Source organism: Chryseobacterium sp. R2ACT005 (assembly GCF_049949215.1).
Lineage (GTDB): Bacteria > Bacteroidota > Bacteroidia > Flavobacteriales > Weeksellaceae > Chryseobacterium.
Genome location: NZ_CP188192.1, coordinates 1,415,208 through 1,437,741, shown reverse-complemented (window position 1 = coordinate 1,437,741; position 22,534 = coordinate 1,415,208). Strand labels below are relative to the sequence as shown.

Below are 22,534 nucleotides of genomic sequence, written 5' to 3'. Positions count from 1 at the left end.
AAAAGTAAGGTTCCTGAACTTTAATATTAAAAATTATTTCTTTTCATATGAACGGTCATTGTTCTTCTCCCAGGCTTCAGAAGCAATTTCCTGAATTTCTGTCCAAACTTCTTTCGCAGATTTCTGAGCTTGTGTCATAAATCCCTGTTTGGTCGCTTCCTGATTCCTGCTTTTCATGTCATGAATGTAATCTTTTACCTGCTGGGAATAACTTTCTGCGTTATATCCCGGATTATTATTCAGGTTTTTCTGAAGATTACTAAAATCATGTGACGCTTTGAATCTGTTCGTATCCATAATAATAGATTTTAGTGATTGGGTTCTCATATGAGTCCAATTTTCATTCCGAAATGAGTTAAAATATTTTAAATTTTGGCTAAGCCGATAGAATGTATGTTGATAAAAAAAACGGACTCTCTTCGTCTCCGCTCAGGATGATAGTCCGTTCCTATTGATAAGATTGGTATTCGATGGAACTGGTCTCAAACACCAGTTCTTCTGCTAATTCCGTTATTATTGGTTGGTATTTCCAAGCATCGGCACAAATTTATAAGCCCCGAATTCTTCTTTTTCAAATTCTGTAAGACCTATTTTGGTAAATCTGTATAAAACCTGTTCATCCGTAGGTCCCAAAGGAATTACCATTATTCCTCCGATGTTCAATTGTTTTAAAAGTTCTGTTGGTAAGGTAGAAGCACCGCAGGTTACAATAATTTTATCAAATGGAGCAAAAGTAGGAAGCCCGGCAAAGCCATCTCCAAAGCTCTGAAATTTTGGAAACAGATGAAGTTCTCTGAGTTTCTTTTTAGAAAAGTCAAACAGGTCTTTCTGTCTTTCAACCGTATATACATGAGCTTTCATTGCTATTAAAACAGCCGTCTGATATCCGCATCCGGTACCAATCTCCAGTACTTTTTCTCCTGGTTTTACCTGCAGCAGCTCAGATTGTTCTGCAACCGTTGAAGGATGGGAAATGGTCTGATGTGCCAGAATGGGAAATGCCCTGTCTTCATAAGCAAAATCTTCAAAGATACTTTCGATAAAAAGGTGTCTCGGAACTTCACCCATTGCCGAAAGTACATTTTCGTCCGAAATTCCAATTCTGTTTCGAAGATAATCAACTAAAATCTTTCTTTTTCCTTTATGTACAAACGAATCCTGCATTTGACAAAAATAAGAATTTAGAAATTAGATTCCAGAAATCGTATGAAAGAATTATCCACAAAAAATAAAGCAGTCTAAAAATGACCGCTTTATTCTTATTTCTCAATTCCATTTTATTGGATAGGGCCCATAAAAATCGCTGAAAGTATTATCCGCACACCTTTTTCTTACAAAAAAGTTATAGTTCACTGTTTTACTTAATCCTATATAAATGGCTTTTTGACCTGTAATCACTAATTCCCCACTTGCCGGTGGTGCAGAACTGGTTGTTAACACCGTTTCATACATAGAAATCCCATCATTTTCCCAGGATACTGTAGCATCAAAAATAGAAGAATATGCGGAAGAAGTCGTTTTTGAGTACGTTGCATATCCCGGTTTTACACAAGTTGTTGTATTACTGGCCAAAACGGTAACAGGTCCCGCCCAGTTGCTCCGGCCATTGTCTATTCCGCAGTTTTTTCTTACGTAAAGGTCATATTTATTATTCTTATACAATGGAAGACTATAGGAATTCTTATAGGTTACAACTGTGGTTCCATTTCCTAAAGTAAAACCTTGCTCTCCATACTGTATTTCATAATATCCTTCGCCCTGGCTAATCATATTCCAGGAAAGCTGGTTACTTCCTTTTTCAAATATCAGATTTTCTGGAGTTCCACCTAGCCTGCGGGTCATATGGACTATCTCCTATACATCCGGCAGTACATAATCCTAAGATAAGTAATATCGAAATTATTCTTTTCATCGTTATTTTTCTGACCGTGAATTTACTGTAATTTCTTTAATGAATACATGCGTTCAAACTTAAATATTTCCAAGTGAAAAGTCATGTATTTTATAAATGTACATTCACTATCTTTACAAAAATTTAATACAGCTATGTTAAAAGCAGGTTTGGTAGGTGCCGGACACTTGGGGAAAATACATTTAAAACTTCTTAATCAATCAGATAGATATGAATTTGTAGGTTTCCATGATAAAGATATTGAAAACGGAAAGAAATTAGAAGCCGAATTCGGATATAAATATTTTGAAAATTTTGATGAATTGCTTGAGCAGATTGACATGCTTGATATTGTCACTCCCACAGTTTATCATTATGATTATGCTTTAAAAGCCATTGAAAAAGGGCTGCATTTCTTTATTGAAAAACCGGTAACCCAGACTCTTGAGCAGGCAGAAGAAATTTTACGTTTATGCCAGGAAAAAGGAATTAAAGCACAGGTAGGACACGTTGAGAGATACAATCCTGCTTTTATTGCCACTAAGGAATATATCAGCAATCCGATGTTTATTGAAATCCACAGACTGGCAGAATTCAATCCCCGCGGGACAGACGTTTCTGTAGTACTGGACCTTATGATCCATGATCTGGATATTCTATTGAGCATGGCTAAATCTAAGGTTAAAAACATTCACGCAAGCGGTGTTTGTGTGGTAAGCAAGACTCCGGATATCGCCAATGCAAGGATAGAGTTTGAAAACGGATGTGTTGCCAATCTTACGACTTCCAGAATTTCTATGAAGGCGATGAGAAAAAGCAGATTCTTCCAGAAAGATGCTTATATCTCTGTAGACTTCCTTGAGAAAAAGGCCGAAGTGATCAGAATGAAAGATGCTCCTGAAAACCCTACTCCATTTGATATGATCATTGAAAATGCAGATGGAGAAAAGAATCAGATCTTGTTTGAATACCCAAATATTCAGTCCAACAATGCTATTTTGGATGAGTTAAATTCTTTCGCAGATGCCATCACCAGTGGTAAAAATGTAGAGGTTTCTCTTGAAGACGGAACTGAAGCATTGAAAATTGCTTTGCAAATCATGAAGCTGATCAGCTAAAAATATGCTGTTTTTATCACAGCCATACATATAGTGCTATCTTATATTCGAAAAATGATTATGAGGTAGCATTTTTAGTTTTCAAATAGGCCATTACATTTATCAGGATCTTTAAACTTTAATATTTTTTCGTTAAAAATTACTGATTTATCAATAAAAAATCCTTTTCAAAACAAAAAAACAATATATTTGAAGAACAATTCAATACAATATTGAAAGATTTTGTTTTACATATATGGATATATGACCCCATAAATGATCTGAATACAGATTCATTTTGTGATGTCGTCATTCATTATAACCTCTAATTTTCCTATTATTTTAAACCATTGAAACCATTATGAAAAGAGCTATTGTAATATCCGTACTTTTATTGTCTCAATTTGGGACATCACAATTATTAAAGACTTCAGGACAGAAAATCGTTAATGATAAAGGTGAAAATATCCAATTGAGAGGCCTGGGCCCGGGCGGCTGGATGCTTCAGGAGGGCTATATGCTGAAAACAGCTGACTTTGCCGGCCCTCAGTATAAGATTAAGGAAAAAATTGTGGATTTAATTGGTGAAGACGGAATGAATGAATTCTACAAAGCTTATCTGAAAAACGGAATCACCAAACAGGATATTGATTTTCTGGCAAAATCCGGATTCAATTCAATACGCCTTCCCATGCATTATAATCTTTACACACTTCCGATTGAAAAAGAACCTGTAAAAGGAAAAGATACATGGCTGGAAGAGGGTTTTAAAATGACCGATGACCTGCTTCAATGGTGTGCCGCTAATAAAATCTACCTCATCCTGGATCTTCATGCTGCTCCGGGCGGACAGGGAAATGATGTCAATATTTCTGATAATGATAAGTCTAAACCTTCACTTTGGGCCAATGAAGAAAATCAGAGAAAAACCATAGCATTCTGGAAAAAACTGGCTGAACGATATAAAGACAGCCCATGGATTGGCGGCTACGACCTGATTAATGAGCCTAATATTAATTTCACAGATAAAAACCCTAATGGTACAGATGAAATGTCTAATGCCCCGCTTTGGAAACTTCAGAAGGATATTACAGCAGCAATCAGAGAGGTTGATAAAAAGCATATAATTTTCATTGAAGGAAACGGCTGGGGGAATAATTATAACGGGCTGCCGGCTATCTGGGACAACAATATGGCTTTCAGCTTCCATAAATACTGGAACTACAATGATGATCAAACACTGAAATTTGCACTGGATCTCAGAGAAAAGCATAATATGCCTATCTGGCTGGGTGAAACAGGTGAAAATTCCAATGTTTGGTTTACTGAGCTAATCCAACTTTTGGATAAACATAATATCGGGTATGCATTCTGGCCGATGAAAAAGATTGATAATATTGCAGGGATCACCAATGTAAAGATCACTCCTGAATATGAAAAACTACTGGATTACTGGAAAAATGGTGGTGAAAAACCGTCTAAAGAGTATGCAAAAAAAGCTTTACTACAGATTGCTGACAACTATAAACTGAGCAATACAGAAGTCAAAAAAGATGTTATTGATGCGATGTTCAGGCAGACAACTGATGCTTCAACAAAACCTTTTAAAAATCATCAGGTTCCGGGAAGGATATTTGCTTCAGAATATGATCTGGGTAAAATGGGTTCTGCCTATCTGGATAAAGATTTCATTAATCTATGGGTAAGTGACCCTGCCAAAAGATCAGAATGGAACTCCGGACAGCAGATGAGAAATGACGGTGTAGACATTTATAAGTGTAATGATCAAATCACCAATCAGTATTATGTGGGGAAAACAGAATCCGGGGAATGGCTCCAGTATACTGTTCAGTCAAAAGGGAACAAAAATTATACATTTGACATCCGGTATGCGGCAGCCAGTGATTCAAAAATAAGGATTGAAACAGCTTCCGGAAAAGTTTTAGCTACCGTATTATTAGCTTCCAGTGGAAGAAATGAGACTTGGAAAACGGTTTCTGTTAAAAACATTAGCCTTCAGAAGGGGGAAAACAAGATCAGAATATTCTTTGAAAATGATGGGGTCAATCTGAATTATTTTGAAGTAAAATAGTAATAATTATCTTAAATTGCAGCTCTCTTTTGGTCTTCAAAGGAGGGCTTTTTAATTTCGCTATTATGAAAAAAACAGCATTTCTTTTTCTTCTGATTTCTGCATTTACATTTGCTCAGACATCGCTATTGGAACAAAAAATACATTCAATTCTTAAGAACAAAAAAGCAACAGTGGGAGTTTCTGTTCTGGGTTTTGAAAATGGTTTTACCTATGATAAAAGTGCGGATAAGAAGCTTCCGATGCAAAGTGTCTTCAAATTCCACATTGCAGCTGCAGTTCTGAATTTTGTAGATCAGGGAAAGCTTTCGTTAGATCAGAAAATTGTACTGAACAAATCAAATTTACTTGAAAATACATGGTCGCCGCTTCGTGATAAGTATCCGGGAGGCAATGTTGAAGTTCCGTTAAGTGAAGTGATTGAATATACTGTTGCCAAAAGTGATAATAATGGCTGCGATATTCTTCTTAAGTTATTGGGAGGAACCCAGCCCGTACAAAAATTCATGGATTTCAAAGGGGTGAAGGGTTTTCAGATCAAATATAATGAAGAGGGAATGCATAAAGACTGGAAGGCTCAGTATGAAAATTACAGCACTACAAAATCTGCAGTTCATGTCCTGAAAAAGTTTTATGATGGAAAATTATTATCAAAAAAATCAACAGATTATCTGATGCAGGTAATGCTGTCTACTTCAACAGGATTAAACAAAATGGTAGAACAACTTCCAAAAAACACTCCTGTGGCCAGAAAAACGGGAGCTTCCGGAAAAAATAAGGCTGGTTTAACAGGAGCGGAAAATGAAATTGGCATCGTTACTTTACCTAATGGGACACATTATGCATTAGCTGTATTTATCAGTAATTCAATGGAAACGGATGCGGTAAACTGCAGGATGATTTCTGATATTTCTAAGGAGGTTTGGGAATATTTTAATAAATAAAATTTTAAGCTTATTTTTAAAGCGATTTTTAACATGAAAAAAATAATAGTAACAACGGCTCTGCTGGCTTTCACATTCTTTTACTCACAGAAGAATCAGAATTATTTAGAGATCAGCTATGGAAGTGTATGCTGCGGCCCACCATCTGATAAACCTGTCATCAGCTATCTGAAGGAATTCAAGAACAAAAGCAGGGTAAAAAGCCTGGAAATTCTTTTACAGAAAGGCAGAGGCAGAGAAGGTGAATTTACATTATATGTTGGTACTGACTATCTTACAAAAAATCAAAAAAGCCGTCTTATAAGAGGATTAACGGCTACTGTTTCTAATCAGAACAACAGTAAGAAAACCCAAAACACAGGAAACGTTTTCTTTGATTCGGCAACTGTTGTTTCTCAAACAGATCTTATTGACGTAAAAAATTTAACTATCTATAAAAAATAAAGGAAAAATGATCAAAAACATTGTAGTTATCGGAGCGGGAACCATGGGAAATGGTATTGCACATACTTTCGCACAAAGCGGTTTTAAAGTAAATCTTGTAGATGTATCTCAGGAAGCTCTGGACAGAGGTTTGAAAACCATTACTACCAATCTTGACAGAATCATTGCAAAAGGAAACCTTACAGAGGAGCAAAAAGCTGAAACATTAGGAAACATCACTACTTTTACAGCACTGAATGAGGCCGTAGGAGCTGCAGACCTTATTGTAGAGGCTGCTACAGAAAACATGGATCTTAAACTGAAGATCTTTGGCCAGATGGATGAACTGGCTCCTGAAGGCTGTATCCTGGCAACCAATACTTCATCTATATCTATCACAAAAATTGCGGCAGCTACCAAAAGAGCTGATAAAGTAATCGGGATGCACTTCATGAACCCGGTTCCGATTATGAAACTGGTAGAAATTATCAAAGGATATTCTACTTCTAAAGAAACTTTTGATGCAATCTATGAAATGAGCAAAACTTTGGGTAAAGTTCCTGTAGAAGTGAATGACTATCCAGGTTTCGTGGCCAACAGAATTTTGATGCCAATGATTAATGAATCTATCGAAACTCTTTATAACGGAGTGGCTGGTGTAGAAGAAATTGATACAGTAATGAAATTGGGAATGGCACATCCAATGGGCCCGCTTCAGCTGGCAGACTTCATTGGTCTTGATGTATGTCTTGCCATCCTGAATGTAATGTATGATGGTTTCAAAAATCCAAAGTATGCCCCTAACCCATTGCTTGTAAATATGGTAACAGCAGGGAAACTTGGTGTAAAATCAGGGGAAGGATTCTATGATTATTCTGAAAGCAAAAAAGCTGAAAAAGTTTCAAAAATGTTTTTGAAGTAATTTTAAAGTCAATAATTTTATTTATCTTTGAGAAAGTTAAAACATTAAAAAAATGAAATTACCAAAGTTTTTATTAGCAGATAATTCGGAGTTTCCAGAAGATCTATTCGTAGTTCATACAGAATACCCAAGATTTATCTTAAACGTTGAGGAAGAAGAAGTTGAGTGGTTAGATGATCTTGAAGGTGATGATGAAGAAACTATGGCAGACGAAGCTACTAAAGTAGTAGAAGCAGCGTTTAAATGGTGCGACGAAGAGTTGGCTAAGTACGACGAAGAAGAGGAAGATTAATAACACTCTAAACATAAAAAAGGAACTCAATTGAGTTCCTTTTGTTTTTTATTCTGATTTAGTGAATTTCAATAGTAAGAGATTGTCTTTATACAATTCTAAAGTATTTCCGGAAATCACATATTTGTTTGCTTTTCCCATCATATCCATAAAGTTCTGCTCAACTCCGATGTTGTTGCACATCATTTTTGTAGATCCCATTTGCCCGGCTGTAAAGCCACCTGTAGACGGATCTATTGAAGCTGTTCCGAAATAGTTGTTACACCCTGCATTTCCAGTGATTTTCTCTCCTTCAATATTTAATGTCGGAACCTTACCTTTTACAGTTTCAGCCAGAGTCCATTTTGTATTGGCAAGAGCAGGCTGAGCCTTTCCTACTTTAGATGCAGACGGGCTTGTCATGGATCCACATGATGCCAGTACTGCTGCTGCACATATACTTAAAAAAAGATTTTTCATTTTTTTCTTTTTGAATTAATCCAAATTTACGGAAATTATATTATTTAAACGGGCTGCAGTGAATTTTATTATTCTTTAACAGTTGACATTTTGATTTTTTTTCTGGTTTTATTTTTAATAATAAATGTCTTTTTGATTGCCTTGATTAGGGTTGGAAAACATTAAAACCCCAAATGATTTTTAAGAAACAGCGAATAATTTAAGGCACAGGATTTTATCTGCGATAAAATTTCACACTGTCTTTGTCATTCAAAAGAAATCTATACAATTAGATTATAAAATGTGCTAAGACTCCTACGGAGTGACAAAGATTGAGTATAAATAAAGTCAGAAAAGAATACTTAGAATACAACTCAATAGGGACAGGCTTCATCCCGTTTACATAAAAGCCAGCATTCAAATGGCTTCAGCCAAACGCTAGCAACATTCTTAAAAAAAACGGACTTTAAAAAGTCCGTTTCTATTATATTGAAATATATATTTTCAAGTATTAAGATCTCAATTCTGCATTGAATTCTTTCTGGAAAGCTTTGATCAGAGAATCCATTACTTCTGTGATTTCCTTTTCTTCCAATGTTTTTTCTTCGTTTAACAGCTCGAAGCTCATTGCATAAGACTTCTTACCTTCAGGAAGATTCTTACCTTCATACACATCGAATAGATTAACACTCTTAATGAATGGAGATTTATTCTTTTTAGCAGTCTGATATAAATCCTGATAGTTTACATTTTTATCAATCAATAAAGCTAAGTCTCTTCTGATTTTGTTGAATTTCGGAATGTCTTTAAATTTCAATTCGTTTTTAGAACGCAGTTCCTGAGCATATTCCAGTTCAATTTCTGCATAGAAACAATCCTGATCAATATCAAAGTCTTTTAACAAAGCTGGTGCCACTTTTCCGATTCTTACCAAAGCTTTGCCATCCACTTCATATACCAATGCATCAGAGAATCTCTCATCAGACAAAGCACCTTCTTTATAATCTACAGCAAGTCTTTCCAATAAAACTTTTACATATGCCTTAAGGTTATAGAAACTTACAGCAGACTTAGGCTGAAGCCAGTTTTCTGCAACATCTCTTCCGGAAACCAACAAAGCCAATTGTTTTCTTTCTTCGTATTTATCTTTTTTGTGATAAATTTTTCCTAATTCGAAGAATTTGATATCTTGATTCTTTCTGTTGATATTGTATACTGTATTCTGAAGAAGTCCTTCCAATAAAGACTTTCTCATGAATGCTAAATCCCCGCTTAAAGGATTTAACAGTTTTACGGCATCAGTTTCATCTTTTACAGAAGTCAATGAGTTATTCATTACTTCATTGAAGCCAATGCTTTGTAAAGATCTTGCCCAGTTATTTTCCAATTCATCCTGATCGTTAGTACTAAGCTTAACTGGCGTAAATGAAAACTTCTGTGGAGCATCAATTTTATTGTATCCGTAGATTCTTAAGATTTCTTCAATGACATCAATTTCTCTGGTTACATCTGCTCTGTAAGCAGGAACAGAGATTTCAAAACCGTTAGGAATTTCATTTAAAACCTGAATTTCCAATGCTTTCAAGATTTCCTTTACTTTTTCTCTATGAATTTTTGTTCCTAAAATCTGCTCAATTTTAGAGAATCTAATAATCACATAGTTATCTTCTATTTTCTTAGGATATTCTTCCAACAGGTCTCCTACCAATTTTCCTTCAGCTATTTCCTGAATCATTTTAATAGCATGAGTAATTGCCGTTCTTGTAAGGTTCGGGTCTACTCCTCTTTCAAATCTGAAAGAAGCATCTGTATTCAGGCTATGGGCTTTTGCTCCTTTTCTTACTGCAATCGGATTGAAATAAGCACTTTCAAGGAATATGGTTTTTGTAGTTTCTGATACTCCGGAATTTTCACCACCGAATACTCCGGCGATACACATTGGATTATCTTTACCGTCTTTGATCATGATTTCAGAACCATTCAATGTTCTTTCAACCCCGTCTAAAGTGGTAAATTTCGTTCCCGGTTTTACGACACCTACTTTCACTTTCTTGTCTGCAATTTTATCTGCATCAAATGCGTGAAGCGGCTGTCCGTAGCCATGAAGAATATAGTTGGTAATATCTACAACGTTGTTAATCGGGCTTAGCCCGATCGCTTTTAGTCTGTCTTTTAACCAAGATGGAGATTCTGCTACTTTTACGTCTTCAATAACGGCTCCAATATATCTTGGACACAATTCAGCATCTTCAATTTCCAGTTTGAAATCATGAGTTCCCTCATTATTCAAAACTTCGGAAGCTACTTTATTGAATTGAGACTTCAGTTGGTTTGTAGAAAGATAGGCATGTAAATCTCTTGCAACCCCATAGTGAGACATAGCATCTGTTCTGTTTGGAGTTAACCCAATTTCAAACACCTCATCATTAGTCAGCTCAAAATAGTCAGCGAAGTTTTTACCTACTTCATATTTGGTTTCATCCAGCACCATAATTCCTCCGTGATCATCGCTCAGACCTAATTCATCTTCTGCACAGATCATTCCCTGAGAAACCTCACTTCTGATTTTTGCTTCTTTAATTTCAAAAAAGTTTCCGGTTTTGTCATAGATTTTTGTTCCGACAACGGCTACAGGAACGGTCTGCCCTGCTTCCACGTTAGGAGCTCCGCAAACAATATTCAATATTTTTCCGTTTCCTACGTCTACTGTTGTCTTCTTCAGTTTGTCAGCATTCGGATGCTTTTCGCAGGTTAATACTTTACCTACAACAATTCCTTCAAGGCTGCCTCTTACGCTTTCAAATTTATCTATCCCTTCAACCTCAAGACCTATATCTGTAAGGAATTCACCGATTCTTTCAGTTTTTGATTCCGTTTTTACAAAGTCCTTCAGCCAGTTGTTTGATATTTTCATTTGTTTATCTATCTACTTATTTAATTCGTCAAATGAGCCTTAAGGTTTCATCTGCTCTATTTTGAAACTTTTATTTGAAATTCCACCCCTAATTCCGGTGTGATTTTTCGAGCTACAAATGTCGTGTTTTTTTGAGAAATAGAGAAATTTAGAAGCGACTTTAAGATAATTAATTTTCATTAATAGTTCCGCTTCTGATTGATGAATCTATTGGTCAGATGGTCTCATTACTTTCTTCAGGCTATCAGAAAATAGTACCAGCCCTCCGGCCATCATGATAATATCTTTCAAGACCAAACGTCCTGCTCCGGACAAATAGGGAAATCCAAACTGAGGAGTCGGATAATCTCCACCCAGATTCGGCACATACACTTCGGGAGTGGTTCCCAAAAATGACAGGGTAACCAATGACATTAAAAACGTTAAAGCACCTCCCACTGCTCCGATTTTAGGAAACCAGATTCCCAGCAGCATCAAAAGTCCGATTATTACGATCATTGTCCCCAAACCATAAGAAAATGTGTATGTTCTGTTTTCTTTATGCCAATCAATATTTTTCCGGATAACCTTCCCTTCTGGATTTTTGTACAGGGTATATTCTGCAACAAGCTTTTTGTCTTCATTAAGAACTTTATTCCCGGCATTTTTGTAGAAAAAACTCATCAAAGGGCTATTGGCAACGAAAGGGACAATTCCTTCGGCTTCATAATGAAATGCTTTCAAGCCTCCAATCCAGGCCATAACGATAAAAACTGAAATTCTGAGAAAATTGAAAAAGTACATATCCAATTGTAATAAGCGGTGGTAAAGTCTGTTGTCTTGCATGTGATTTATTTTTTTAACAAAGGTATTCACACGCTTACAGCCCTAACATAGATATTTGAGGACATTACATGGACATTTTTGCCACCACAGAGATTCCTACTTGCTCTCTATATTTTTTGGGGGAACATCCTACCGATTTTTTAAAATACCTGCTGAAATAAAATTCGTCGGTAAATCCCAGCTCTGAAGCAATTTCCTTTACAGACCTATAGGTTAAATGCAGCAATTTTTTGGATTCCAGGATGATTCTTTCATTGATAAGCTGAGTAGGCGTTTTCGAAAATTCTTTCTTTACAGCCTTGCTTAATGCATTATTGGTTATGCTAAGTTTATCACTGTAAAATGACAGCTCCTTTTCATTTTTAAAATGAACCTCCAACAGTTTCTGAAATTCTGCAGCATTTTTATTGGGTAATTTATCCTGAGAAAGCATACTATTCTCAATACTGCTTTTCTGTTTGCTTCCAATGGCAAGGATAAGCTGTATATAAGTTTTGATAATGGATTCTGAAAACTGATGCTTTTCGGATTCTTCTTTTTTGATATGATTAAAAAGTTCGAGAATATAATTATAGTTTTCTTCTGACAGCTCAACCCCCGGGTTCAGATAAATATTATTGAAAAGAAGCCCGTTGCAGGCTACTTCTTCTTTATGATATTCTATACAGTAATAATCACCATGGAAGAAAAGGACATGAATAGTCTCATCAGATTCTGAAACCAATTTAGCCTTCTGGTAAGGGGAAAGAAACAGTATATTGTATCCGCTGTAAGAATAGTTAATATCATCCACAGAGAAAATACCGGAACCTTTCCATAGAACAACACTATAATTTTCAGTAGTGAGTTCCGATGGAAAATCTGAGATAGGATAAGACTGTATTTTTATTTCCATGATGAAAAAGTTGCTGGCACAATATAAAAAAACAAGAGCATATAGATTATTTATTCTGATGCTCTTAATTGGTATCTAATATTCTTTTGAATACGTTTTTTTCTCTGTTAAATATTCGGTTTTAGTTCCGTTACCAGTTCTGAAAAGGGTTTTAAGAGTGTTTTTCTGTTTGGGTTTTGAAGGATCGGGAAGAAAGCATTGAAAATGCAGATGGGGCCCATTTGTCCAGCCTGTGTTGCCACTCAATCCTATTAAATCACCTTTTTTAACCTCATCCCCTATTTTAACTTTAACTCCATTTTGTTTCAGGTGAAAATATTGTGCAATGGTTCCATCCGAGTGTAAAATTGAGATATAATTAGCCTGATTCGCACAACTTGATGTAGGACATCCTGTATTATTATTCTGAACGGCATCAATCACTTTACCCTCTCTTGCCGCTGTAATTTCTGTTCCTTCAGGCATTACGAAATCTAAAGAGTTTTCATTCTGGTGAGAAAATATTCCATTATATCCCTGATAAACATTGAAGGACTTTCCTTTTTGAAAAGGAAGATCATAGGTATAGTCAGTATCATAGGTCTTTATCGTTGCATCTCCCGCCAACGTATAATATGCAGGCATTTTCTTGATTTTCCAACCTTTTTTATTATCATTGACAACAAAATAAGCAATTCTGTTTTTCATTGATTTAGGAGGTAGTACTCTGATCATTTTAAATGCCTCCGGACTCTTCAAATTTTCTGTTTCCGGCTGTTCAGAGAAAGTTATTGAAATTGGATAGATTTCAATATTATCAGCATAGTAAGTGATAATATCTTTTGAGTGTTCATAATATATTTTTGCACTCTTCTGCGGGAAAGCCCAGATAGAGCAGATAAGTGATCCGAGAATTGTTATTTTTTTCATGTTTATTAAAATGTTTTTCTTATTATACTTTTGCTTCAAAGCAAAAGTATACAATCATCCGCTAAAATTTGAATGTAAAATTTCCAAACTCGCAGGGATGATCCGGTTCTTCTTTTGTTCATCAGTATATCCCATGCTCAAACAGTGTTTTTTTAATGGATTACATTTAAATTTTATTGATGCTCCTAATTCCTAAGTTGATTCCACATAATTGTAACTATGAGTGGAAATGCAGAATTACAAAAAAAGCCGGAAAAATTCCAGCTTTCTTTTATGTATATACATTAATCTTATAATCCGATTACCGGCATTGATAACATTAAGATATTTTCATTTTCTTCAAGACCGTCAAGAGGTTCAATGATTCCAGGTCTGTTAGGTTGAGACATTTTCATAGTGATATCGTCAGATCCTAAAATTGTCAGCATTTCAGTTAAAAATTTAGAACTGAATCCGATATTGATATCTTCGCCGTTGTAGTCACAAGGAATCTGCATATCTGCTTTGTTTGCATATTCAGTATCTTCTGCATGAAGGTGAAGAATATTTCCGGAAAGCTTGAATCTTACCTGATTGGTAGATTTATTGGACATGATAGATGCTCTTTTGATCGCTCCTAATAAAAGGTTTCTGTTGATCGTCAATACATTTGGATTTTCCTTTGGAATTACCGCTGTATAGTTTGGATATTTACCATCGATCAGTCTACAGATCCAGATATGTTTATCAAAAGTAAACTTGGCCATATTCTCATTGAAGTCAATCGTAACGTCTTCGTTGGAACTTGCCAGGATATTTTTGAAAATGTTAAGAGGTTTTTTAGGCATGATAAACTCCATCGGCTCAGCATTCATCAGATCAGCTCTTTTGTATACCACCAATCTGTGGGAGTCTGTAGATACGAAATTGGTTTCGTTTTCTCCAAACTGGAAAAGAACTCCTGTCATTACCGGACGAAGAGAATCATTACTTGTAGCAAATAGGGTGTTCGTCAAAGCTTCAGACAAAACTCCAGCTGGCATTGTAACACTTTGTGAAGCGTCAAATTCCGGCAATTCAGGATAGTCATCAGCATTGTCTAATGCTACTGCGAAATTATCTTTTTCATCTAAAATCTCAAGCTGGCTTCCCGTACCTTCGGCATTGTCTTTTACAACAAATGTCAGAGGCTGTTCACCATATGTCTTGATAAAATCCTGAAAAATTTTAGCAGGAACAGCAAATTTACCTGTATCATCAGACTTTACTTCCAGAGAAGTAACAAGAGTTGTCTCGCCGTCAGATGCTGTAATGGTAACATTATTTCCGTCTAATTCAAAAAGATAGTTTTCTAAAATCGGTCTCGATTGAGAGCTTGATATTACGCCACTTACAGTTTGCAACGCCTTCTGCAGTTCACCACTTGAAATAATAAATTTCATAGATTTATAAAATAAGTTTCTACAAATATAATAAATAGATACAATAAAGAAAAGAATAATATGGAGGAGTTTTTCACAAATATCCTTAATCTGTTTTGAGCCTTGATATTATGCTTAAAATTCTTTTGATCTTGTAATATTCATTAAAATATTCACCTTATCCGGATTTCTATTTGTACTTTTTTTCTTCAAAACGTATTTAAAACATCGGTATTGGAGGCAAAAGAGGGTAAATATTGATTATTTTCTTTGATAATATCCTGTTTCGAATATAAAAGATAATTCATACCAATCAAAATACAAATCCTATCTTTGTCTGAAAAGTTTTAGAATCATGCAAAAACCTCCCATTCATAAAAGTTTTCTCAATGCTTTCCGGGGTGTTTTCATGATGATAAAAACGGAAAGAAATTTCCAGATTGAGCTGCTGGCATTCTTCGTCAATCTCTTCTTTATTTTTTATTTCAAATTAAGCAGTACAGATGCTGCATTAGTTCTTATTGCGTCTTTTGCTGTTTTAAGTGCTGAAATTTTCAATACGGCTATTGAAAAGATCTGTGATATCATCCAGCCTGATTACGACAAAAGAATTGGCTTTATTAAAGATATTGCTGCAGGAGCCGTTGTGCTAACAGCCGTTGCCTCAGTGATTGTTGGGATTCTGGTGTATGGAAAATATATTTTAAGATTGATAAGAACAATAAAACACCTGTTTTTATAAATTCAAGATACTTCTGAATATTTTTTATTATGTTCGCGAAAAATTAACTTATGAAAAAGATTTTGACAGGAGTTCTGGGCTTGGTACTTCTTTCATCATGTAGTAACGACAGCGATACTTTACCTGTTGACAACAATGGAAATACTACAAATAATGTTATCGGAACATGGAAAATACAAACTGAATATACCGTTTCCGGTACTGATAAAACAACGGTTATAAAAGAATATGCTCCCGATGACTGCAAGAAGAAGAGCACTTATGAATTCAGAAATGACGGGAAATATTATATGACAGACTATAACAGTGTGAATTCCGAATGTCAAAAGGCTGAAGCTACTCTTAATTATACCTATTCTTCCGCCAATATGGAAATTACAATAGGAAATAATACGGCAAAAGTACTTGAACTTTCTGCTAACAAATTCATTTTCCTTGTGACTGATAATGAAGATCATAACAACGATGGAATTAATGATTATACAAAATATATTTTATATAAGTAATCAATAGTGAAATAATAAAAGCCTGCCCATATGAATGTGGCAGGCTTTTATTATTGACCAGTCAATATTTTCTTTCTGATTTTATTTCACCGCGATTAAGATATCAACTTCCGCATCTGACGGATTCTGTGCTTTTTCTCCATAGATTTCAAAATCAGCAGTAAATATTCTTCCCAGATCCATTTTCCAGATTTTCAACCATTCATTGATCACCAACCCTTTTGAAAGGTCTCCTTTTGTGGTAAATTTTACGTAATCTCCACCGTCAAAAGAATACCCAACCATTCCTTCAGGGATATTGTCAAGGTTTTCCACTTTACATCCCAAAACTGTTGTATAAGGCTTTGTATGGTCTTTTTCGTAATCCGTATAAATGGAATAAATGGTGTTATCTATCCTATCCGGAATTGAATTGAGAATATCCTCATTGATCATTTTTTCCCATAATACAGGGATATCCTTTGCTGCCTGCTCATTTTCATTGGTTGTTCTTACTGAGATTCCGATGACCTTAAAAGGTTCCACTTTCACGTTATTCATTTCTTGATTTTTGTTGTAGGACAAATATAAGGACAGGTTGTGACAAGAGTATGTCAGGAGTATTGGTGTATTTTAAGTTTTGGCTAAAGCCGTGGATTTGTGTTTTATGGAAAGGGTAGGCTCCCTTCGGCTACGCTCAGGATAATAACCCACTCCTATTGAATATTTAATTACTAACTTTTTATTGAGATTGCTTCGCTTTGCTCGCAATGACTATTTTCCGACGTAAATAAATCCTTTCTTCCCGGATTTAAAAACAGTTTCAATTCTTTTATAGTCATCCACTTCATATTCATCTGCCTGTAGGATTTCCGCTTCTGTTACCTCAAAAAGCACTCCTTCTATCTGATCGTCATCGTTTCCTGAAAACTCTAGGACAGGATGGTATTTCTGACCGCTTTTCCGCAGTACTTCAGGGTCTGTAATTTCTAGACTGTTCAGTTTATATCCTGTTAAAACATCTTTCTCACCTTGCAAAAGTCTTCCGAAGGTTTCAAGCTGTACCTGTTCTTTCTGCAGAGTTCCATAAGAAAATAAATTTGCCATTATAAATATTTTTCAATGATTGGGATGGCAACCTCAGCCATCATTCCATAGCCTTTTTCGTTGGGATGTACTCCGTCTGCAGATAATAAAATTTCTTTATCTTCCAGAAAAGCAGAATAAAAATCAATATATCCCAGTGAATGTTCTGCCGCAAGATCTTTAAGTATTTTATTATATACAACAACATCTTCGTTGATTCTTTTTTTACCGGAACTTACTACCACTCCATCTATTTTTTGAGAGAAAGGAAGAATGCTTACAAGATAAATCTCATTGGAGAATCGTCTGGCATGTTCAACAGCTTCTTTAATATTGTTTCTAAATTTTTCAGGATTTACCATCTGTATTCCTTCCTTCACAGCCAGATCATTGGCTCCGTAGCTTAGGAAAACAATATTTCCATCAGGGGAATTTCTTGCGGCTAATTCGTGAGGAATCCTTTTCAGTAAACCTTCCGTAGTTTCTCCTCCTATTCCAAGATTGAATAGAATCAGTTCATCTCCATTTCCTTCGTGAAATTGCTGTAAGGCATATCTTTTCAAAATATCTACCCAACCTCCAAAAACGCCATCATATTCCCCATAGGTAATGCTGTCACCGAAGAACAGCCCGTAAATAATTTTCTTCATTCCACTTTTATTGTTTCCTTTTTTGTTAAAGTAAAAATAGTGAGAAAAATTATTAATATCTTTCAACTTACATAATTTTTAACGCAAAAAGCGCAAAGTATTTATATTAATTCCATGTTTTCGTTCGCAAGGGCGTTTCACTCAGCAATAGACGTATTCTTCCCCTTGTTCCATGAAGAGATTTGAACCATTATGATTTGTGAAGAGGTGAAGAATGATGAAGGTAATAGCTAAAGCTATTAATAAGCAGACTACTGTATTCATCATTGATGAATCTTAACTTTCCTTAAAAACTTTACTGTTCTTAATGGTTTAAGATTTTTCTAATTACTCATTATTCATTATTCATCATTCCAGCTTCAGAGCAATATTCCTATGTGACTCGATAATTTCCACCAGGATTTCAAAAAGGGTCTGCCCTTTTCCTTCAGTAAAATCATCTAATTTCTGCTGAATTAATTCTATATTGAATGGTTTTCCCTGCCTGATTTTGTTTTCGTAGAATTCACGGGTGGCAGTAAAGCCAAGATCTTCTTTTGATTTCTGTGATTCTTTCCAGATGATTTCAATTTCTTCTTTGTTTTCAAATACTCCGAAACCACCGTAGAGAATATCATCAAAGCCATCCAGCGTTCCTACTTTCCAATCCACATCCTTCATCAGAACATTGGAAATTTCTTTGTAGAAACCAGCTAAAGACGAAAAATGACCGCCATGGATGACGATCATTTTTCTTGTATTATTATTTGAAGTATTCAACACCGTTTTTGAATATATTGTGATAATTCGCGGTTGGTATATTTTTCATGAGGCCTTCAGCAAATCGTTCCGGGTGTCCCATTCTTCCGTAGATTTTTCCACATGAGCTGGTGACACCTTCGATTCCGAATAATGAGTTATTCGGGTTAAACGGCATTCCGTGAGCGATGTTTCCATCGAAATCGATGTACTGAGTCGCAATCTGTCCGTTTTCATATAACTTTTTGATTTCTTCTTCTGAAGCCATGAAACGTCCTTCTCCGTGGGAAATCGGAATGGTGAAAGTCTGACCTTTCATTCCTTTTAACCAAGGGCTTTCGTCATTTACCACTTTTACCGTTACCATCTGAGAGATGTGTCTTCTGATGGCATTGTGAGCTAACGTCGGAGAGTTTTCATCCAAATCTTTGATTCTTCCATAAGGCAGCAATCCTGATTTAACAAGAGCCTGGAATCCGTTACAGATACCGATGATCATACCGTCTCTGTCTAACAATTCATGAACTGCATTTTTCATCTTCTCGTTTTTCAGAACGTTAACAATGAATTTTGCAGAACCGTCCGGCTCGTCACCTGCGGAAAAACCTCCTGAGAATGCCAGAATCTGAGAGGTTCTGATCTCTTCTACCCATGCATCAATACTTTCCTCCAATAACTGGTGGTTGATATTGATCAAAGGCAGGCTGCTAACTACAGCACCTTCTTTCTGGAATGCATTCAGCGTGTCATATTCACAGTTGGTTCCCGGGAATACCGGAGCAAACACTTTCGGCTGTGCGATTCCGTGTTTTTTAATGATGATATTTCTTGGATGGATTGAGTTTGATTTTTCATCAATTTCAACCGTAATCTTTTCTTTTTCTACTGTCGGGAAAAGGTTCTCGAATGTGTTTGTGTTCGCAGATACAAGGTCTACAATATTGGATTCAAGACCATTGATTTTTACAATCCCTGAATCTTTTACTTCCCCAATAAGCTGAAGAGCAGCTGAGCTTAATTCTTCTTTTGCTTCAATGATTAAGCTTCCGATATTTTTAGCCAATAAAACGTTTTCATCAGCATTGATCTCAGCACCTAATCTGTTTCCGAAACTCATTTTTGCTAAAGCTACTGCAAGACCTCCTTCTTTCACTGTTTTCACAGAAACAATTTTTCCAGCTTTAATATTTTCGAAAATGAATTCAAAAACTTCTTTTAAAGCATTATAATTCGGAAGTCCGCTTTCCTGAGCAATATGATTAAAGAAATACAGTTTGTTTCCTTCATTTTTCAATTCAGGAGAGATGATATTTTCTTTATCTCCGTTGGCACATGCAAAAGAAATCAAGGTTGGCGGAACATTCAGATCCTGGTACGTTCCACTCATGGAATCTTTCCCTCCGATAGCCGCAAGACCCAAATTGATCTGTGCATCATAAGCTCCTAAAAGTGAAGCTAAAGGTTTACCCCATTTTTCCGGGGTTTGTCCTAGTTTCTCGAAGTATTCCTGGAAGCTTAATCTGATGTTTTTGTAATCACCTCCCATCGCTACAATCTTCGCCACACTCTCTACTACAGCGTAAGATGATCCTAACAGTGAATTTTGTTTTGAAATTTCAGCATCGAATCCCCAGCTCGCCAAAGAAACTGTTTTAATATCTTTTGCTCCTAAAACAGGTAATGTCTGCACACTTCCTTCCATTAAGGTCTGCTGGTATTTTCCTCCTAAAGGCATTGCTACTGTAGTTCCTCCTACTGAAGAGTCAAACATTTCAAGCAGTCCTTTTTGGGAAGCTACATTTTTATCTTTTAAAATGTTCAGGAAGTTTTCTGCTGTGAAAGCTTTGGTTTCTTCTTTTACGTCTTCAAGGTGAGTGATTTTCACTTCCTGAGATTTTGAACATCCGTTGGTATCTAAGAAAGCTCTTGAAAGGTCTACAATTTTGTCTCCTTTCCAGAACATCTGCATTCTTCCTGAATCTGTTACTTTTGCTACTTCTACAGCAACAATGTTTTCAGCTTCACAGAATTTAATGAATTTTTCTTTATCCTGAGGATCTACGACCACTGCCATTCTTTCCTGAGATTCAGAAATAGCCAGTTCAGTTCCGTTTAATCCTTCATATTTTAAGGGTAATACATCAAGGTTTACTTCTAAAGAGTCTGCAATTTCGCCGATTGCCACAGAAACACCTCCTGCTCCAAAGTCGTTTGATTTTTTGATCAGCTTCGTCACTTCAGGATTTCTGAATAGTCTCTGAATTTTACGTTCTTCTACTGCATTTCCTTTCTGAACTTCAGAACTCATGGTGTGGATTGAAGTCTCGTCCTGTTCTTTTGAACTTCCGCTTGCACCTCCAACTCCGTCACGACCTGTTGCGCCTCCTAAGATAATGATGGAATCACCATTTTCAGGTTTTTCACGTCTTACCCAGTCTACAGGAACAGCTCCGGTAACGAAACCAACTTCCATTCTCTTCGCTTTGTACCCTTCGTCATAGATTTCGGAAACCATTGTTGTCGCAAGACCGATCTGGTTACCATAAGATGAATATCCGTTGGCAGCCTGTTTTGTAATGGTTTTCTGAGGTAATTTGCCTGGTAATGTTTTGTCAACCGGCTCCAAAACGTCCGCAGCACCCGTTAATCTCATTGCCTGGAAAACGAAAGATCTTCCGGATAACGGGTCTCTGATCGCTCCTCCTAAACAAGTGGATGCTCCACCAAAAGGTTCAATTTCCGTTGGGTGATTGTGGGTTTCGTTTTTGAATAATAAATACCAAGGCTCTTTTTTACCATCATATTCGGCTTCGATCTGGATAGTACATGCATTGATCTCATCAGAAATGACAAGGTTATCAAGATTCCCCGTTTTATGGAAATATTTACCGCATACTGTTGCCAGATCCATTAGGGAAATTGGCTTTAATTCACGGCCTAAGAATTTTCTTTTTTCAATATAGTCATTGAAGATCGTTTCCAATGTATGTTTGAACTGACCTTCAAACTGAATGTCTGACAATTCTGTTTCAAACGTAGTGTGACGACAGTGGTCACTCCAATACGTGTCTAATACTTTTAATTCTGTTTCTGTAGGATTTCTTTGCTCAGTTTTGAAGTATTCCTGAATAAATTTCAGGTCATCCAACCCTAATGCAAAACCATGATTGTTATAGAAATTCTCTAGTTCCGCATCATTGAAACTGATGAAATTTTCGTGGATGATTACTTTTGACGGGGTTTCATCTGCAGGAATATCCAAAATTGATAAGTCTTTTTCCTGAGATTCCACTTTGTTGATCAAAAGGTCTTTGATTTTAACCAAATCTACTTCAGAAACTCCTTCAAATTCGATTAATTTTCCACTTCTTACTTTTGATTTTTCATTTTCTGTAAGCAATGCAATACACTGCTGCGCAGAATCTGCTCTCTGATCATACTGGCCAGGCAAAAACTCCATTCCGAAATGAACAGCTTTTGATGGGTTTTCTGTATGCAAAATATCAGTAACAGGGTCTACGAAGGTATTGTTTACCACTTTTTCAAATTCTCCGTCATTCAAATTGAAAATATCATACACATTGTATACTTTCACGCTTTGAACTGCCGGAACAACCGCTTTTACTTCATCAAAAATTTTTGGACTTTCAACATCGAAAATTCCTCTTTTTTCTACGAAAATTCTTTTGTTATTAGACATTAGATGTCAGATTTTTAATATTAGATTTATTTTTCTTTTTACTTTTCTGAACTTAAAGTTTCTTTCTTTAAATCCGTCTCTATTGGAAAAT

At 35.9% G+C, this 22,534-nt stretch carries 22 protein-coding genes; 8 read left to right on the top strand and 14 right to left on the bottom strand.

The genetic code is table 11. The annotated features are described in order from the left end of the window. Positions 1–33 precede the first annotated feature (33 nt). The 3 genes from ACPF63_RS06515 to ACPF63_RS06505 all read right to left on the bottom strand — a co-directional run bounded on the left by ACPF63_RS06515 (position 34) and on the right by ACPF63_RS06505 (position 1,842). The gene (locus tag ACPF63_RS06515; protein WP_077418015.1) at positions 34–297 is read right to left on the bottom strand and encodes a prevent-host-death protein; all 264 of its coding nucleotides are present in this window, start codon (positions 295–297) and stop codon (positions 34–36) included. Between the two features lie 216 nt (positions 298–513). Continuing rightward, complete coding sequence (locus tag ACPF63_RS06510) at positions 514–1,164, bottom strand: protein-L-isoaspartate(D-aspartate) O-methyltransferase (protein WP_426482455.1); 651 nt, start codon at positions 1,162–1,164, stop codon at positions 514–516. A gap of 102 nt (positions 1,165–1,266) precedes the next feature. Then, positions 1,267–1,842: a hypothetical protein gene (locus ACPF63_RS06505; RefSeq protein ID WP_426482454.1), complete on the bottom strand. Its 576-nt coding sequence runs from the start codon at positions 1,840–1,842 to the stop codon at positions 1,267–1,269. A 204-nt stretch (positions 1,843–2,046) separates the two neighbouring features. Between ACPF63_RS06505 and ACPF63_RS06500 the strand changes: the two genes are divergently transcribed. The 6 genes from ACPF63_RS06500 (at position 2,047) to ACPF63_RS06475 (ending at position 7,661) form a co-directional block, all read left to right on the top strand. Further along, on the top strand, positions 2,047–3,009 hold the full coding sequence (locus ACPF63_RS06500; protein WP_077416427.1) for a Gfo/Idh/MocA family protein: 963 nt from the start codon (positions 2,047–2,049) through the stop codon (positions 3,007–3,009). A gap of 340 nt (positions 3,010–3,349) precedes the next feature. Next, complete coding sequence (locus ACPF63_RS06495; RefSeq protein ID WP_426482453.1) at positions 3,350–5,080, top strand: cellulase family glycosylhydrolase; 1,731 nt, start codon at positions 3,350–3,352, stop codon at positions 5,078–5,080. Between the two features lie 65 nt (positions 5,081–5,145). Continuing rightward, positions 5,146–6,024, top strand: a complete 879-nt coding sequence (gene bla-A / locus ACPF63_RS06490) for a CGA/CIA family class A beta-lactamase (protein WP_426482452.1) — start codon at positions 5,146–5,148, stop codon at positions 6,022–6,024. A 33-nt stretch (positions 6,025–6,057) separates the two neighbouring features. Next, positions 6,058–6,468 (top strand): hypothetical protein, encoded by a 411-nt coding sequence (locus ACPF63_RS06485; protein WP_077416421.1) that lies wholly within the window; start codon positions 6,058–6,060, stop codon positions 6,466–6,468. Between the two features lie 10 nt (positions 6,469–6,478). Continuing rightward, positions 6,479–7,369: a 3-hydroxybutyryl-CoA dehydrogenase gene (locus tag ACPF63_RS06480; RefSeq protein ID WP_172625701.1), complete on the top strand. Its 891-nt coding sequence runs from the start codon at positions 6,479–6,481 to the stop codon at positions 7,367–7,369. A gap of 52 nt (positions 7,370–7,421) precedes the next feature. Next, positions 7,422–7,661 (top strand): hypothetical protein, encoded by a 240-nt coding sequence (locus tag ACPF63_RS06475; RefSeq protein WP_002977986.1) that lies wholly within the window; start codon positions 7,422–7,424, stop codon positions 7,659–7,661. A 48-nt stretch (positions 7,662–7,709) separates the two neighbouring features. Here the strand turns inward: ACPF63_RS06475 and ACPF63_RS06470 are convergent, their stop codons facing one another. From ACPF63_RS06470 to dnaN, 6 genes are all read right to left on the bottom strand, one after another. Next, entirely contained in the window at positions 7,710–8,120 is a 411-nt protein-coding gene (locus ACPF63_RS06470; RefSeq protein ID WP_047385554.1) for an META domain-containing protein, read from the bottom strand. 490 nt (positions 8,121–8,610) lie between these two features. Next, complete coding sequence (gene pheT, locus ACPF63_RS06465; protein ID WP_180564009.1) at positions 8,611–11,013, bottom strand: phenylalanine--tRNA ligase subunit beta; 2,403 nt, start codon at positions 11,011–11,013, stop codon at positions 8,611–8,613. A gap of 207 nt (positions 11,014–11,220) precedes the next feature. Then, a complete protein-coding gene (locus ACPF63_RS06460) occupies positions 11,221–11,838 on the bottom strand; it encodes a DUF417 family protein (RefSeq protein ID WP_426482451.1) in 618 nt (205 codons plus the stop codon). 64 nt (positions 11,839–11,902) lie between these two features. Continuing rightward, positions 11,903–12,733 carry a helix-turn-helix domain-containing protein gene (locus ACPF63_RS06455; protein WP_426482450.1) on the bottom strand — a complete coding sequence of 277 codons (831 nt, stop codon included), beginning with the start codon at positions 12,731–12,733 and terminating at the stop codon, positions 11,903–11,905. A gap of 75 nt (positions 12,734–12,808) precedes the next feature. After that, positions 12,809–13,642: a M23 family metallopeptidase gene (locus tag ACPF63_RS06450; protein ID WP_426482449.1), complete on the bottom strand. Its 834-nt coding sequence runs from the start codon at positions 13,640–13,642 to the stop codon at positions 12,809–12,811. 290 nt (positions 13,643–13,932) lie between these two features. Beyond that, positions 13,933–15,063, bottom strand: coding sequence for a DNA polymerase III subunit beta (dnaN, locus tag ACPF63_RS06445; protein ID WP_077416411.1), 1,131 nt, complete (start codon positions 15,061–15,063; stop codon positions 13,933–13,935). A gap of 334 nt (positions 15,064–15,397) precedes the next feature. On the opposite strand from dnaN, the gene ACPF63_RS06440 reads away from it, so the two are divergent. Continuing rightward, complete coding sequence (locus ACPF63_RS06440) at positions 15,398–15,784, top strand: diacylglycerol kinase family protein (protein WP_077416409.1); 387 nt, start codon at positions 15,398–15,400, stop codon at positions 15,782–15,784. Positions 15,785–15,834: 50 nt separating this feature from the next. Next, positions 15,835–16,290 (top strand): hypothetical protein, encoded by a 456-nt coding sequence (locus ACPF63_RS06435; RefSeq protein WP_426482448.1) that lies wholly within the window; start codon positions 15,835–15,837, stop codon positions 16,288–16,290. An 81-nt stretch (positions 16,291–16,371) separates the two neighbouring features. On the opposite strand, the gene ACPF63_RS06430 is transcribed toward ACPF63_RS06435, so the two are convergent. The 5 genes from ACPF63_RS06430 to ACPF63_RS06410 form a co-directional block, all read right to left on the bottom strand. Beyond that, complete coding sequence (locus ACPF63_RS06430) at positions 16,372–16,830, bottom strand: GyrI-like domain-containing protein (RefSeq protein WP_426482447.1); 459 nt, start codon at positions 16,828–16,830, stop codon at positions 16,372–16,374. A gap of 213 nt (positions 16,831–17,043) precedes the next feature. Next, positions 17,044–17,376, bottom strand: coding sequence for a gamma-glutamylcyclotransferase family protein (locus tag ACPF63_RS06425; protein WP_077416403.1), 333 nt, complete (start codon positions 17,374–17,376; stop codon positions 17,044–17,046). Then, positions 17,376–18,005, bottom strand: coding sequence for an SGNH/GDSL hydrolase family protein (locus ACPF63_RS06420; RefSeq protein WP_426482446.1), 630 nt, complete (start codon positions 18,003–18,005; stop codon positions 17,376–17,378). Before ACPF63_RS06420 ends, ACPF63_RS06425 begins: the two co-directional genes overlap by 1 nt. A gap of 348 nt (positions 18,006–18,353) precedes the next feature. Next, a complete protein-coding gene (locus ACPF63_RS06415; protein ID WP_426482445.1) occupies positions 18,354–18,767 on the bottom strand; it encodes a ribonuclease inhibitor in 414 nt (137 codons plus the stop codon). Further along, on the bottom strand, positions 18,748–22,443 hold the full coding sequence (locus ACPF63_RS06410) for a phosphoribosylformylglycinamidine synthase (RefSeq protein WP_426482444.1): 3,696 nt from the start codon (positions 22,441–22,443) through the stop codon (positions 18,748–18,750). The genes ACPF63_RS06415 and ACPF63_RS06410 overlap by 20 nt, the downstream gene beginning before the upstream one ends. Positions 22,444–22,534 lie beyond the last annotated feature (91 nt).